The sequence below is a fragment of the Bacteroidales bacterium genome (assembly GCA_041671145.1).
Classification (GTDB): domain Bacteria; phylum Bacteroidota; class Bacteroidia; order Bacteroidales; family JAHJDW01; genus JAQUPB01.
In genome coordinates, this window is the sequence record JBAZBZ010000006.1 from 19,214 (window position 1) to 34,823 (window position 15,610).

Annotated in this window: 15 protein-coding genes; 7 read left to right on the top strand and 8 right to left on the bottom strand. The window is 30.3% G+C overall.

Annotated elements, in window-relative coordinates; all coding sequences use genetic code 11:
* Window positions 1-101 precede the first annotated feature (101 nt).
* The 7 genes from WC223_03430 (at window position 102) to hemH (ending at window position 10,083) form a co-directional block, all read left to right on the top strand.
* Entirely contained in the window at window positions 102-1,271 is a 1,170-nt protein-coding gene (locus WC223_03430; GenBank protein MFA6923284.1) for an ATP-binding protein, read from the top strand.
* 90 nt (window positions 1,272-1,361) lie between these two features.
* The gene (gene hemL / locus WC223_03435) at window positions 1,362-2,651 is read left to right on the top strand and encodes a glutamate-1-semialdehyde 2,1-aminomutase (GenBank protein ID MFA6923285.1); all 1,290 of its coding nucleotides are present in this window, start codon (window positions 1,362-1,364) and stop codon (window positions 2,649-2,651) included.
* A gap of 79 nt (window positions 2,652-2,730) precedes the next feature.
* Window positions 2,731-3,177 (top strand): IS200/IS605 family transposase, encoded by a 447-nt coding sequence (tnpA, locus tag WC223_03440; protein ID MFA6923286.1) that lies wholly within the window; start codon window positions 2,731-2,733, stop codon window positions 3,175-3,177.
* Window positions 3,178-3,310: 133 nt separating this feature from the next.
* Entirely contained in the window at window positions 3,311-4,348 is a 1,038-nt protein-coding gene (gene hemE / locus WC223_03445; GenBank protein ID MFA6923287.1) for a uroporphyrinogen decarboxylase, read from the top strand.
* A gap of 77 nt (window positions 4,349-4,425) precedes the next feature.
* Window positions 4,426-7,695, top strand: coding sequence for a TaqI-like C-terminal specificity domain-containing protein (locus WC223_03450; GenBank protein ID MFA6923288.1), 3,270 nt, complete (start codon window positions 4,426-4,428; stop codon window positions 7,693-7,695).
* 88 nt (window positions 7,696-7,783) lie between these two features.
* Entirely contained in the window at window positions 7,784-9,160 is a 1,377-nt protein-coding gene (gene hemN, locus WC223_03455) for an oxygen-independent coproporphyrinogen III oxidase (protein ID MFA6923289.1), read from the top strand.
* Entirely contained in the window at window positions 9,157-10,083 is a 927-nt protein-coding gene (gene hemH, locus WC223_03460; GenBank protein ID MFA6923290.1) for a ferrochelatase, read from the top strand. Before hemN ends, hemH begins: the two co-directional genes overlap by 4 nt.
* A gap of 145 nt (window positions 10,084-10,228) precedes the next feature.
* On the opposite strand, the gene WC223_03465 is transcribed toward hemH, so the two are convergent.
* The 8 genes from WC223_03465 to WC223_03500 all read right to left on the bottom strand — a co-directional run bounded on the left by WC223_03465 (window position 10,229) and on the right by WC223_03500 (window position 15,595).
* Window positions 10,229-10,792, bottom strand: a complete 564-nt coding sequence (locus WC223_03465; GenBank protein ID MFA6923291.1) for a UbiX family flavin prenyltransferase — start codon at window positions 10,790-10,792, stop codon at window positions 10,229-10,231.
* A gap of 213 nt (window positions 10,793-11,005) precedes the next feature.
* Window positions 11,006-11,758: a response regulator gene (locus tag WC223_03470; protein ID MFA6923292.1), complete on the bottom strand. Its 753-nt coding sequence runs from the start codon at window positions 11,756-11,758 to the stop codon at window positions 11,006-11,008.
* A 224-nt stretch (window positions 11,759-11,982) separates the two neighbouring features.
* Window positions 11,983-12,327 carry a DUF5011 domain-containing protein gene (locus tag WC223_03475; GenBank protein MFA6923293.1) on the bottom strand — a complete coding sequence of 115 codons (345 nt, stop codon included), beginning with the start codon at window positions 12,325-12,327 and terminating at the stop codon, window positions 11,983-11,985.
* 132 nt (window positions 12,328-12,459) lie between these two features.
* Window positions 12,460-12,804 (bottom strand): HepT-like ribonuclease domain-containing protein, encoded by a 345-nt coding sequence (locus WC223_03480; protein MFA6923294.1) that lies wholly within the window; start codon window positions 12,802-12,804, stop codon window positions 12,460-12,462.
* Window positions 12,782-13,084 carry a nucleotidyltransferase domain-containing protein gene (locus tag WC223_03485; protein ID MFA6923295.1) on the bottom strand — a complete coding sequence of 101 codons (303 nt, stop codon included), beginning with the start codon at window positions 13,082-13,084 and terminating at the stop codon, window positions 12,782-12,784. Before WC223_03485 ends, WC223_03480 begins: the two co-directional genes overlap by 23 nt.
* A 263-nt stretch (window positions 13,085-13,347) precedes the next feature.
* Complete coding sequence (locus tag WC223_03490; protein MFA6923296.1) at window positions 13,348-13,767, bottom strand: PIN domain-containing protein; 420 nt, start codon at window positions 13,765-13,767, stop codon at window positions 13,348-13,350.
* Window positions 13,748-13,981, bottom strand: coding sequence for a hypothetical protein (locus WC223_03495; protein ID MFA6923297.1), 234 nt, complete (start codon window positions 13,979-13,981; stop codon window positions 13,748-13,750). Before WC223_03495 ends, WC223_03490 begins: the two co-directional genes overlap by 20 nt.
* Window positions 13,982-14,116: 135 nt before the next feature.
* Entirely contained in the window at window positions 14,117-15,595 is a 1,479-nt protein-coding gene (locus tag WC223_03500) for a family 16 glycosylhydrolase (protein MFA6923298.1), read from the bottom strand.
* Window positions 15,596-15,610 lie beyond the last annotated feature (15 nt).

Sequence of the window (15,610 nt, forward strand, 5' to 3'; positions counted from 1 at the left end):
ATTTTATTTGATTACAAATAGATGCAAATCAATATTATAAGTATTATTCATGTAATTATATAAATATTACATATATTTGCATGGATAATTTTAAATAACTTATGTTTAAAAGAAAAGATACCGATTTTATACTTCAATTATTGGAGATTTTGCCTTCAGTAGCTTTGTTAGGACCACGTCAGGTCGGAAAAACAACATTGGCAAAGCAATTAATGCACAACATGAATAAACCATCGGTTTATTTGGACTTAGAATCACCAGATGATTTAAGGAAATTAGAAAACCCGGAATTATATTTTAAAACAAATCAAAACAAATGTATTATTATAGATGAAATACAACGAATGTCCGAATTGTTTCCAATTCTTAGATCTGTAATAGATAAAAATCCTTTAAAAAAACAATTTATTTTATTAGGAAGCGCTAGTCCTGAATTATTACATCATTCATCCGAAACACTTGCTGGAAGAATAGTTTATCATGAATTAACTCCGCTTTTATTAGAAGAAATATCGAAAAAATATAATTATCAGGAACACCTTATCAGAGGAGGATTTCCGACACCTTTGCTTATTGAAAATTCTAAAATACGCAAAGAATGGTTTGCTTCATACATTAAAACTTATGTGGAAACTGAGCTTAGAATGCTTGGGATGAAAGGAACAAGTATTCAATTACAGCGGTTAATTTCCATGATTGCTCTTATGCAAGGCGGTATTCTTAATGTAGCATCGCTTTCTAAATCGTTAGGGGTTAATCAACAATTAGTAAGCACTTTTATTGATTATTTGGAACATGCTTTTATTATTAGAAGACTGCACCCATGGCTTAATAATGCAAAAAAACGCATTGTTAAATCACCAAAAATATATTTGAGAGATTCGGGACTTGCAAATTATTTGAACGGAATAGAAAACATGGATGATTTTTTATCTCATCCACTTGCAGGAACATTGTGGGAAAATTATGTTATAGAACAAATAGCATCGCAATTTAAAAGAGAATTGCAAGCATATTATTACAGAACAACTAATCAGGCAGAATGCGATTTGGTGTTAATCAAAAATAATATTCCTTTTATTAGTTTAGAAATTAAATTATCACAAAATCCTAAAACAACTAAAAGTATAACAATGTCTCTTCAAGATTTGAAAACACAATACAACTATATTGTAATTCCCGAATGTGATGAAATTTTTTATATTAATGAAAAGCTAAAAGTAGGCTCATTAGAATTAGTAATAGAAGAAATAAAAGGAATTATTAAATAAATACAATGACGTAAAAATTTATTTTATAGAAAAATAGAATATACCAAATTTGTTTAGAAATTTGCAAAATTAAGCTATAATCAAACAAGAATGACCACCGAAAAAAGCAACTCAGAATATTCAAAAGCATGCGGATTAATACCGGGTGGTGTTAATTCACCGGTCAGAGCTTTCAAAAGTGTAAATTGTAATCCTGTTTTTATCAGTCATGGAAAAGGTTCAAAAATAACAGATATTGACGGAAACACTTATATTGACTATGTTAGTTCTTGGGGACCTTTGCTTTTAGGTCATGCACACGAAAGCATTGTTGAAGCAATAAAAAAAGCTGCGGAAAAAGGGACAAGCTATGGTGCGCCTACAATTCAGGAAACTGAAATGACAGAATTAATAATTCAAATGGTTCCATCAATAGAAATGGTGCGAATGGTAAGTTCGGGAACAGAAGCGACAATGAGCGCAATACGTTTGGCAAGGGGCTACACAGGAAAAAATAAAATAATAAAATTTGCAGGTTGTTACCACGGACATAGCGATAGTTTTTTAATTAAAGCCGGCTCAGGTGCTGTTACTCTTGGTTTACCCGATAGTCCGGGAGTTACCGAAGGAACAGCAAAAGATACATTAATTGCCGAATACAACAATGTTTCTTCTGTTGAAAAATTATATAGCGAATCCGGAAAAGATATTGCTGCAATAATTGTAGAGCCAGTTGCAGGCAATATGGGCGTTGTGTTACCAAAAAATAATTTTCTTGAAGATTTAAGGAAAATCACTCAGAAAAATAATTCATTATTAATTTTTGATGAAGTAATCACCGGCTTTCGACTTGCAAAAGGTGGAGCACAGGAATATTTTAAGGTTATTCCGGATATTACAACACTCGGAAAAATTATTGGCGGTGGTTTACCTGTTGGTGCTTATGGTGGTAAAAAAGAAATAATGCAAAAACTTGCACCAGTTGGTCCGATTTATCAGGCAGGAACATTATCAGGAAATCCTTTGGCAATGGCTGCCGGAATTGCGATGCTGAAATTCATAAACGAAAATCCAAATTTTTATAATGTTTTGGAAAATAAAACTTCAAAACTTGTAAACGGATTAATAAATAATTTGCAGAAAACAGGTGTGAAAGCGGTTATAAACAGAATCGGTTCAATGTTCACTTTATTTTTTAATAATTCCGGAAATATTGAATCCTTTGATGCTGTTATGAAATCCGATAAAGAGAAATATGCAAAATATTTTAAACTTTCTCTTGAAGCGGGAATTTATCTTGCTCCTTCACAATTTGAAGCTGCATTTGTTTCTTATGCCCACACCGATGAAGATATTGAAAAAACTATAGAAGCAAGTTTTAATGGATTAAGTAAATTATAAAAATGACCCGAAGGGTCAAATATGAATAGAAAAAAATTAAAAATCCACTAAACCCTGAAAGGGTTTAATAAAAAAACAAATGAGCACATATACACAAATATTATATCAGATAGTTTTTTCGACATATTCTCGTGAAAGAACGCTTAACGAAAATAACAGAGAATTACTATTTAAATACATATATGGAATTTTAAAAAATAAAAATTGTCATCTTTATAGAATAAATGGAATCGAAGACCATTTGCATATTGTAACACATATTCATCCTACAATTGCCACTGCAAATCTTATTAAAGATATAAAGCTTGCCAGCTCTTCCTGGATTAAAGAGAATAAAATTTTTAAACATTTTAATGGATGGCAGGAAGGATATGGTGCTTTTACTTATTCAATAAAAGAAAAAGATAAATTAATTGAGTATGTTAAGAATCAGCAAAATCATCATAAAACAAAAACTTTTAAAGAAGAATTTATTGATTTGCTAAAAGAACATGGTGTGGAATTTGATGAAAAGTATTTGTTATAAATGTATATTATTCAACTCCTTTGGAGTTGTTTTCAATGTTCATATTTTTATCTATTCACATTTATCTGCCTTTGGCAGATTGAAAAAAGACAATTGATAACGAAAATCCTGAAAGAATTTAATAAAATAAAAAATGCAAAATTCAATTTTACTCGATACAATAAAAGGAACAAAAAGAGAACGTCCGCCTGTGTGGTTTATGCGACAAGCCGGAAGAGTCCTTCCTTCGTATAATAAATTAAGAGAAAAATACAGTTTCAGAGAATTAATGCTGAATCCCGAGTTGGCAGCACAGGTAACATTGCTTCCCGTAAATGATTTAGGTGTTGATGCTGCAATTTTATTTTCCGATATACTTGTTATTCCCGAAGCATTAGGAATGAAAATAAATTTTACCGATAAAGGTCCTGCTTTTGAAACTCCCTTATCTGATGCGATAAATCAAATTCCATATTTGAATCCCGATTCATCAAAACTTGAACATATTTATAAAACAATTGCTCTAATCAGAAAACAAAAACTCGCAAATATCCCGCTGATAGGATTTTGTGGTGCGCCATTTACAACTTTTTGTTACATGGTTCAGGGAAACAGTGCTAATCACAATTTTTCTGATGCAATAAAATTATTTTATAACGATAGGGAAACAGCAATAAAACTTCTCGAAATTATAACTGAACTTTCAGTTGAATATGCCGTTTCTCAGGCAAGACACAGAATTGATGTTTTTCAGCTATTTGAATCGCATGCCGGACTTTTACCTTCTGATTTATATATTGAAGTGATTTTGCCTTTTGTTAAAAGAATTACTTCTGCGGTAAAATCAAAAGAAGTTCCTGTAATATTTTTTCCGAAAGGATTGGGGCATGCAATTTCCCGCCTTCATCCCGATGTTGCCGATATCGTAAGTATTGACTGGCAGTTTTCAATTGTTGAAGCATGGGAAATTATCGACAGCAAAATTGGCTTGCAGGGAAATCTCGACCCGCGAATTCTTTCAGTTGACAATAAAGAAATAATCGTTAAGGAACTTGAAAAATTTGTTCCTTTCGGAAGAAACGAATATAAATGGATTTTCAATACAGGTCATGGTGTTTCGCCTGATAATACTTTTGAAAATGTAAAATTTGTTGTTGATTGGGTGAAGAATGCTAATTGGTACAGGAATTAAGAGATTACTTAGTAAAAATTTGTCTTTAAGCGTACAAAAAATATGTACATTTGGAGAGAAAAAATTTAATTTATTTTATGTTGCAACAAAATATATTCGGTGATAAGAATTTTAAACAAAAGTTAGCTTTATTCAACTTAAATGAAATTGAAAACCTCGAAGCAAAAACAAATACTATTACCAAATATATCAAATCTCTTGAAAGCGGACGCATTGAAAAAACAAAAGAAAAATCCATACAAGCTGATTTTCTGAATAATTTTTTTGGTGATGTTCTTGAATACAATTACAACGAACCTAAACTCTGGAACCTCGAAAAAGAATGTAAATCATTTACAGATGGCACTGTTCCCGATGGTGCATTGGGTTTCTTTTCAATGGATGACAAAAATATTAATTATGATGTTAGAGTTGTTATTGAATTAAAAGATGCTTTAACCGACCTTGATAAACCACAAAACCGTCTGGCTGATAAACGTACACCGGTTGAACAGGCGTTTACTTATTCATCAAAAGCAGGTGGACATTGCAAATGGGTAATCGTTTCAAATTTTAAAGAAATTCGATTATATCATGTATCAGACCAGAGCCGCTATGAAAATTTTATCGTACAGGAGTTATTAAATGCCGATAATCTTCATCGTTTTTTATTTTTATTACAAAAAAAACATTTAATTTCAAAAGAATCTGAATCGTTCGTTGATATTTTGTATCGCGAAAGACAGGAAGCTGAGCAAATAATATCAAAACAATTTTATAATCAGTATAAGAACCTTCGCATTGAGCTTTTTGAACATTTAAAGCAAAACAATTCCGATAAAGACGAACTTTTTCTTTTAACAAAATCGCAAAAATTACTCGACCGTTTTATTTTTATATGTTTTTGTGAAGACACAAACCTATTGCCTACCCACACTTTAAATAAAATAAAAGATATTTTAAAAAATGCTTTCGATTTTGAACCCAATAAACTTTGGCGTCAACTAAAAGGATTATTTTGCAGTATAGACATTGGGAATCCGCCTTTAGATATTAATAAATTCAATGGCGGATTGTTCTCAAAAGATGATGAACTCGACAATCTATTAATTAAAGATGATATTATTTTAAAGCTCATAGATTTGTCAGAATACGATTTTGATAGCGACCTTAACGTAAATATTCTTGGACATATATTTGAACAATCTCTTTCCGATATAGAAGAACTTCAAGCTAAAATAGGTAACGGGAACAAGTTATCTGAAGAAGAAAAAACTGAAGTACGCAAAAATGGCAAACGTAAAAAAGATGGAATTTTTTATACTCCCGAATACATTACGCGATATATAGTAAAAGAAGCTATTGGCGGATGGCTCGAAGAACAAAAAAAAGAATTAGGTTTTTATAATTTGCCTGAATTAAATTCAGAAGATTTTCAAAGTATAAAAACTGAAAAAAAACAAAATAAAACAACAAAGAAATACGAAAATGTTCTGACCTGCAACAGCAATGTTGAAACACATTTAACATTTTTGGAAGCATACAAAAATAAATTGCGAAACATAAAAATACTTGACCCTGCTTGTGGTTCGGGTGCATTTCTCAATCAAGCATTTGATTATTTATTCACCGAAGGACAAAAGGTAAACGATGAATTAAGTCGTTTGCGTTTAGGGCAGCGTGAAGTATTTGAACTCGACCGGCATATTTTAACAAACAACATTTTTGGCGTTGACCTAAATCCCGAATCAGTTGAAATTACAAAACTTTCGCTTTGGCTTAAAACTGCCAATCGCGGAAAAGAACTTACAGCACTTGATGAAAATATTAAATGCGGAAACTCATTAATTGACGACACCAATGTTGCAGGCGAAAAAGCTTTTAACTGGTTTTTAAATTTTCCGACAGTTTTTCCTAGTTATAGAAAACCTGTTGAACAGGATAAACAAAATGATTTTGTAGAAGAGCCAAGTTATAACTATGGCAACCCAAACAGCAAAGGATTTAGTAAACATGGTTTTGATATTATTATTGGAAATCCGCCGTATGGAACTACTTTTAATAAAATCGAAAAAGATTATTTGACTAAATTTGATTCGCTTGTTCCTGACTTTGAAATTTATATTTATTTTATTTCTAGAGGAATGAACTTACTTAAAAATAAAGGGGTTTTAAGTTATATTTTCCCAAATACATTTTTATCAATTCTTTACGGAAAATCCTATCGCCAGCATATTCTTGATAATTTTCAAATACTTTCAATAACTGATTTATCTAACGACCAAACATTTGAGGATGCTTCTGTTCGAACATGTATTTTTTCTGTCAAAAAAGAAACATCTGTTAATTATAATTTAGTTTTAAATGCAATTCAGCAAAAAACCAAAAATATTATTTCATTCACACAATCAACATTTGAGATACTTTCATCAAATGTTGATAATTGGCTAAAATTATTTCATTATTCAAAAGAGAAAGAAAGTATTCTTGATAAAATAAAAAATCATTTTTTATTAGAAGAATTATGTGAAGTTTCGCAAGGTTTAATACCTTATGATAAATATAGGGGGCATGATGAATATACTATTAAGAATCGTATTTGGCATTCCGATAAACAAAAAGACAATTCTTTTAAAAAAGAACTTAAAGGTGGAGATGTTAGCAGATATTCTATTAGTTGGAATGGTAACCTTTGGATAAGTTACGGCGATTGGCTTGCTGCTCCGAGAGAACAGAAGTATTTTACTCTGCCAAGAATTTTAATTCGTGAAATAGTAAACTCATATTTGTTTTGCTCCTACGTAGAAGAGGAATATTATAATACCCCTTCAATTATTAATGTAATTCAGAAAAATGTAGATTTTTCATTAAAATATCTTTTAGCTATTTTAAATTCAAAGCTTATTGTATGGTATCATTATCATACATCTCCTAAAGCAAAAAAAGGATTGTTTCCTAAAATATTAATAAATGATGTTCGTAATATTCCTATTCCAGCAGCCACAAAAAAACTACAGCAACCTTTCATCGAAAAAGCCGAAACTATGCTTTCTAAAAACAAGCAATTGCAGGAAATACGACAGGCATTTATTCAATTAATAAATAGCAAATGGTCAAATATTAAAATTACCGGTAAACTTGATGAATGGTATAAATTATCGTTTGAAAATTTTAGAAAAGAACTTGAAAAACAAAAAATAAAACTAACATTACAAGAACAAGCCGAATGGTTGAAGTATTTTAACGAGCAAAAACAAAATGCCGAAGAAATTTATAATACGATAACTAAAACAGACAAAGAAATTGATAATTTAGTTTATAAATTATATGAATTAACAGCTGAGGAAATAAAAATTATTGAAAGTTGAAAATTACAAGCAAATACAGGAAAATACAATTATTCGGATTGTAAACAAGGGGTTGCAACCCCTTGTTTTTAGAAAATTAAAATGTTCAATGAAAATCACAACTCAATTTCTCGAAAAATATAATAAACCCGGACCGCGATACACAAGTTATCCGCCTGCAACTTCATTTACAACTTCATTTACAAAAGATGATTATTTAAAATCTTTAATAAATTCGAATAAGCAAAAACCCGAAAATATTTCTATTTACATTCATATTCCTTTTTGTCCGCAGCGTTGTTTTTTTTGTGGTTGTAATACAAGTGCATTTGAGAGTGAAGAAAAAATAAAAAAATATGTTGAATGTATAATTAAAGAAATTGAAAAAGTTTCCGAACAAATTGTTAAAACGAGAAAAGTAACGCAAATTCATTTTGGCGGCGGAACTCCTAATTCAATAAAATTTGAATATTTAAAAAATATTATTGATAAAATAAAATCAATTTATATTTTAAGTTCAGATTGCGAGATGGCTATTGAATGTAATCCGGCATATCTGGAATTAAATGATATTGATGAACTGGCAAAAATCGGATTTAACAGAATAAGCCTGGGAATACAGGATTTTAATAATAAAGTTTTGAATGCGATAAATCGCAAGCCGTCAAAAGAGCCCATTGAACACTTGCTCGAAAGGGCAAGAAAAAATAATTTCAAAGGCATAAATTTTGATTTGATTTATGGACTGCCAATACAAACAATTGAAAGCTTTGAAAACACAATTAAAAAAGCAATCGAAATTTCTCCCGACAGAATTGTAACTTTTTCTTATGCCCATGTTCCATGGTTTAACGAAGAACAGAAAAAACTTGAAAAGTTCAAGCTTCCTTCACCTGAAGAAAAATTAACGATGCTGGTAAATTCTTTAAACATTCTTACACAAAACGGATATGAATTTATAGGCATGGACCATTATGCAAAACCAAGTGATGAACTTGCTGTTGCAAAAAAAGAAAAAAAACTCCATCGTAATTTTCAGGGATATTGTACAAAAGAAACTACAGGACAGGTTTTGGCTTTCGGAACTTCGGCAATAAGTCAGCTTGCTGATGCTTATTCACAGAACTTTAAAAATACTGCTCAATATATTTTTCTTATCGAAAATGATGATTTCGCAACTGAAAGAGGTTCTGCTCTCACAAACCAAGAAAAAATAATAAAAGAAGTTATAGATGAAATAATGTGCAATGGCTACCTTGATTTTACAGAAATTGCAGAACTTTTTAATACATCAATTGAAAAAATAAAAAATATTATCGAATTTAATCCTATTAAATTCAAAGAATTTGAAAATGACGGATTGGTCAGCATAAAAGAAAATATAATTCAGGTAAGTGAAACAGGAATGTTGGTTGTAAGAAATATTGCAATGGCATTCGACCCGTTCTTAAAAGTTGAAAACAACAAATTTTCAAAAACAGTATGAAAGGAATATTGCTTGTAAATATGGGTTCTCCGTCATCTCAAATAGAAATGAGAAAATTTTTATACAATATGTTTTCTGATTTTGCAATAATTCCGTTGCCCGAATTTACTAGAAAAACAGTTGCTTTTATAATCAGCAGAACAAGATTTAAAAAATCTTGGCAGAAATATGAGAAAATAGGCGGCTCACCAATGAAAAATTCTTCAAAAATTATTGAAGAAAATTTGCAAAATGAACTTGGGGAAAAATTTTTGGTTTATACATGTTCTTCTTATTTGTCGCCAAATATTAAAGAAGGAATTGAATATTTAAAAAACATTGGAGCAACGGAAATAAAGGTAATTCCTATGTATCCTCATTCAAGTTTTTCAACAACAGAAAGTATAAAAACAGAAATAAAAAAAAATAAAAACCTATATGAAAATATTTCTGTTAAAATAACCGGTGAATTTTATAAAAACAAATATTTTATTTTATTCTGGAAAAATTTAATAGAAGAAACGATTAAAAAAAACAATTTAAATAAACCCATTCTTCTTTTCAGCGCTCATTCAATTCCCAAATATCAGGTTATGTTCGGTGATACTTATGTTCTGGAAATCGAGGAATCGTCTCGATTTATAGCAGATAGCACAGGGCTGGAATATAAAGTATCATATCAGTCGAAAATGGGAAAAATGAAATGGGCAGAACCGGATACAAAATCAGTTCTTGCAGAATTAGCTAAAAAAAAGCATGAAGATATTATTATTGTTCCTATCAGTTTTATCAGCGAAAATCTGGAAACACTTTACGATTTGGATTTTGATATTATTCCTTATGCCAAAAATGAACTTAAAATAAAAAATATTTACAGGGTGAAAATACCAAACTCGCATCCTTTGTTAGTTCAAACATTAAAAGATATTATCATTTCTAATTAGAGTTTGTCCATAATGTCCGATTTCTTCGTTATTCTCGTTTTAAAAACCAGTCATTTACTACAGTAAACTCCTGATTTTTAAAACTTCGAAAGCCTCGAACTCGAACATTCTGAACGAAACTCTCGACTTTATGGACAGACACAAATTAGTTTTCCCATCGTTTTGACTTATTTTCAAGCAAAGCCAAATCAATTACTCTGTCAATAACTGTTGTAGCGAGTTCTTCTATTGTTCCGGGCTGGTTATAAAATGAAGGAGAAGCCGGGCAAATAATACCGCCGGCTTCGGTTACGGTTTTCATATTATTTATATGAATCAAGCTAATGGGCGATTCGCGGGTAACAAGAATCAATTTTCTTCTTTCTTTTAAAATAACATCAGCGGCTCTTGTGAGTAAATCGTTGGAAATGCCATTTGCAATTCTGCCGAGTGTTCCCATTGAGCAAGGACAAATGAGCATTGTATCAAACCGTGCAGAACCCGAAGCAGGTGAAGCAAAAAGATTATCATTTTCAAGAATTTCAAAAGAAATATTTTCGTAAGGTTCGCTTTGCAATTCGTACTTCCATACTTTTTTCCCCGTTTCGGAAAAAATAACAACAACCTTTTCTATTTGCTCTTTCAACAGAAAAAGTTTTTCGAGTAAAATTTTTGCATAAATAGAACCAGATGCTCCGGTAATTCCAACTATTATTTTCTTTTTTATCATTATTTTTTAAAAATTAATGTCAGATGTAATAATTTTTTCGTTCAGAGTTTAGTATTCAGCGATTTTTGCTTTATACCTTGTGCCTTATTTTTCTTATGACTTACGACTAAATTCTTATGACTTTTTTCGGGTTAGTGTTTTTGAGAATCCATTATTTGTGAAATAAAAAAGTCCCGAAAAAACGGGACTCTAAAAATATTTATTGCCCATTTATTAAATAAAATTCAAACGGTTGTACAATTCTTTTTTATATAATCCGCCGATAGGAAGAACTTTCTTTTTATCTTCTATAACCAAATCGGGGTATTTTATTGAGAAAATTTTATCCAAACGAACAATGAAAGACCTGTGAACTCTGGAAAAATCTTTTGGCGGAAGAATTCCTAATATTTCTTTCATTGTTGTATGTGTTGTGTAACTATTGTCTGTAGTATTTATTATCACATAATCTTTTAATGCTTCAATGTAATAAATATCTTCAAATTTAATTCTGTTCAATCTGTAATCCGACCTTACGTAAATGCTGTCTTTAATATCTTTGTTTTCAATAATGGCATTGTAAAAATCTCTTTCTTTTTTTATTTCAGATACTTTTTCATGTTTGTAAAGTATCATTTCAATTGTGGTCTGAAGTTCCTTTTCCCTGAACGGTTTAATAATAAATCCATAAGGTTCGGCAAGTTTTGCTTTGTTGATAATAGCATCATCGGCATTTGCTGTAAGAAAAACAACAGGTACATTATATTCTTCCTTTATTTTCTTTGCTGCTTCAATTCCGTTCATTTCGCCTTTAAGAACTATATCCATCAATACCAAATCCGGCTTATGTTCTTCAACTGCCATAATTGCCTTTTCCCCTGTATTTACAATGTCGGGAACATTATAATTTAAATTAAGCAAACTGTTTTGAATGTCTTTTGCTATTATGCTTTCATCTTCAACTATAAGAATTTTTGCTTTAGCCATAAGTTAAATTTTTTTTTAGAAAAGAAAGATTGATAACTAAAAAAGTGGTCTAAATTAAGTTTATTTATATTAATAACCAAATTTATATTAAAATTCATATTTTATGATTTTATAAATTGTAAATAATCAGTAGCTAAAGCTTTTTAATGACTTAATGACCAATGGCATTTTACACATAGCCGCATAGAACATGCCATAAGATGGAAATGCAATTGAAAAAAATTTCATGGAATATTAACAGTAACCGTTCTGCTGGCTTCAGGAGCTTTGTTTCCCGCAGCATCGCTAACATTGTATTTTACTTTATATGTTCCCTCTACATGAATATTTACTGAATTGGCAACTTGAATTTTACTTGTAATATTTCCGTCAATATTATCGGTGGCGGTTGCTCCTGCATCGACATATACAGAATCTTTCGATGAATAAACTGAAGCATCTCCTATAAGCGCTATAACAGGCGGAGTGGTATCTTTCGGTTTTTTGTCTTTTTTCTTACAGGAAAATAAAATAAATGTAAAAGCCAAAAATATAACTGTTGTCATTAAAATATATTTATTGGTTTTCATGAGAAAAATTTAGTTTAACAAATGTAAAAAAAAGATGGGGTAAAGCAAATAAAAAAGAAAATTATTTTTATCAAAACAATGAGGTTTCTTTTGAATATTACGGAGATTGCAAGGAGAAGGGCAGGATAATACTTATTTTTTATTTATAATAGCAAGTATTTTATCTTTCAATGGTTGAAGTTCGGTTTCAATTGTTGCCCAAACTATCTCATCGCGTATTTGATAATATCCATGCACCAGAATATGACGCATACCAATCATATCATCCCATTGAATACTATTATGTTTTATTTTAAATTCTTTAGTTAATAAATATGCGGCTTCGCCAATTATTTCAAGATTTTTTATTACAGCAAATCGCAATATTTTGTCGCTTTTAAAAACTTTAAATGATTTACCTTGAGTAAATTCAAATATATTATCAATTGCTTCAATAATATGCTCAAGCCGTTTGTTATCTCTTGGCTTTTCTCTCATAAATCAATATTTTATCGGTATCGGCACTTTTTAAAGCAAATTGCTTTAACTGACCATCTTCCACCAAATCTACTTTCTTACCGGTCAATGCCTGCAAATCATTTAAAATATGAATGTACTGAAATAATGTAATTTTAACATCGGGTGAAAAATTAACTAAAATATCAATATCACTTTTTTTGTTATCTTCGGCTCGGGCATAAGAACCAAAAATCCATGCCTTTTCGATAGGTTGGTTGGCGAAATATTTTGAAATTATATTTGCAATTGTTCGTTTCATTAATATAATTTTCAGCAAAGATAATCAAAAATTAAAAAAAATTGAAATTTGATTTTGAAAAAATTACATACTAACTTATATGGGGAAAGTAAAATATTCTCGGAAAACTCATTCTTTTATTAAACGAAAAAAATCTTTCAGTGAGGTTTTATGAATATCAAGTATTTTCAGCAAACTCATTATTGTTATATTAGCTCCATTTATACCTGACATAATAAAATAAACACCACCATTTGTGTCGGAAAAACAGGTTGGCTATAATTTTATTTAAATGGATTAATAATGGTCAGAGAATTTTCGATAATTTGTTTATGTTGCAAATCTTCGGAATAAAGGATTTTACAATTACATTCCAAAGCAGCAGCAACAATAAGCGAATCGTAAAAAGAGAATTTATGTTTATGTTTAATATTATTAGCTTTTCTAACAGTGTTTATGCTGTTCGGATGAATATAAAACAATCGTTCAATTTCAGCCAAAGCAAAATTAACATCAATATCATCGGCATGAAAATTTTTATGAGCTACATTGCAGAACTCATGTAAAACCTGCGAGCTTATAAAAAGAAACTTGCAATTATCAATAATACCGAAAACCTTTTTTTGCTTATCAGGTTCAGTTTTGGAATAACAGTAAACAATAATATTACTGTCAAAAAAAGAATTAACGGCTGTTTGCTTCATCACGATTAAATTTAAAACCACGAGTATCGAATCTTAAAGCTTTAAAAATATCTTTAGCAGAATCTTTATTGCTTATTACATCAACCTTTACCTTATCCTCACTTTCTTTTCTTTCGAGAAGTTTAGCAAGTTTTTTTCTTTCCGAATAAGACAATTGTTGTTGCAAGATGAATAAAAGCTGGTTAAAGTCAACAGGTATGTTTAAAATATTCATAATAAAAAATGGTTATAATAATTATACAGAAAGTTGCTGTTGAAAACAAATTCTTAAACTTTTCAAATGTACAACTTTTTACAACAAAAAAAAAGAACCACAAAATTTTGCGGCTCTTTTTTAAAAAAACTTTTTTTATTTTACCAGTACAATTTTTTCTGTTTTCTTGAAACTATCTGTTTCTATTGTACAAAAATAAATACCTTTTTCAAGATTTGAACCATTAAAAATAAATTGATATTCGCCTGATTGTTTTGTTTCATTAACCAATTCAGCAACTTTTTTATTCATTACATCATAAATGCATATTTTAACATTGCTTTGGTTTGTTAAACTATAATTAATGGTTGTTGTATTTTCAAATGGATTTGGTGATATTCTAATTGAATTATTAATAGTTGTAATTGTTTTAACATCATTGGCTTTAGCAATATTACTTTCTGCTTGGTTTGAAGAAGAACCTCTGGAAATCTCTTTATTAATAGTTTCTGCATGATTAGAAGAACCACCGGGAGAATATGTAAGAGGTGGTGCATTGTTTATATCATCAAGTGTAGCGGAAAGAAATCCTCCTGGGTTCACTGAAAATCCAGGATTGAACCTAATACTTTTCTGGGCGTTGAGTGTTAAATTTCCTCCGGTTGTTCCGTTTCCGTTTACAATAAAATTTGAATTATCGCAAGTAACATTAATATTACTGCGGTTTGCAATATTTATACTTTGTCCTGCATTAAGTGTTTGATTATTCAGACAAGTATTTATTCCGTAAACACGAACATAATCAACAAACATAGTAGATGGAAATACGGTTGTAGAATTAGGTGGATTCCATGAATCAACTACCAGATTAAGTATTATTCTAACAGGGTCAATAACACCAGGATTTGGAAATGCTCTTACCAAAAAATCATTCACATACCAGTATATAACACTGGGAGACCAATAAAGACCGTATTTTGTTGAAACCCAAATATCATTTGAAAGGTTTATCATTTGTCCATTGCAAGGAATGCCGGGGCAATAAGAGCCAAGGTTATCAGAACATTGAGGGGAACCACCAGGACAATACTGAAGATGAACATTTGTTGATATTGTATTAGAATTCCAACTACCAAGTTCTTCAAAAATATCTATTTCTGCTGCATTATGTAAGTTCGGAATTCCATCTGCCTGATATACCCAAAATGCAGGAAACAAACCATATTGCCACGGTAAATGTATCATTGACTCAATATAACCATATTTAGAATTTTTGTTTCTATTAGTTTCAACATATCCTGATGTGTAATGATAAGTATAATTATCACCAGCTAACCATTGCGATTTACAATCCCATTCCGATGCAGGTATTGGGCAAGTATAATCCTCTCTCATTGTAGTAAGTTTCAAATAGCCGCCAGATACAGAAACATTTTTAGCCAAGCTTACTGCTAATTGTGCATAATGGTCATTATTATTATAAACTTTCCACAAATCAGTATTTAAAGTTGTTCCGCTAAATTCATCACCCCATATTTGCTGCCATGTTTCACCGCTTCCAAGTACAGAAGACGGCTGTGCTTTTATAATATTATTTAAAGCAAATAATATTAATATTAAATATATCTTTCTCATAAATTTTAATACTTA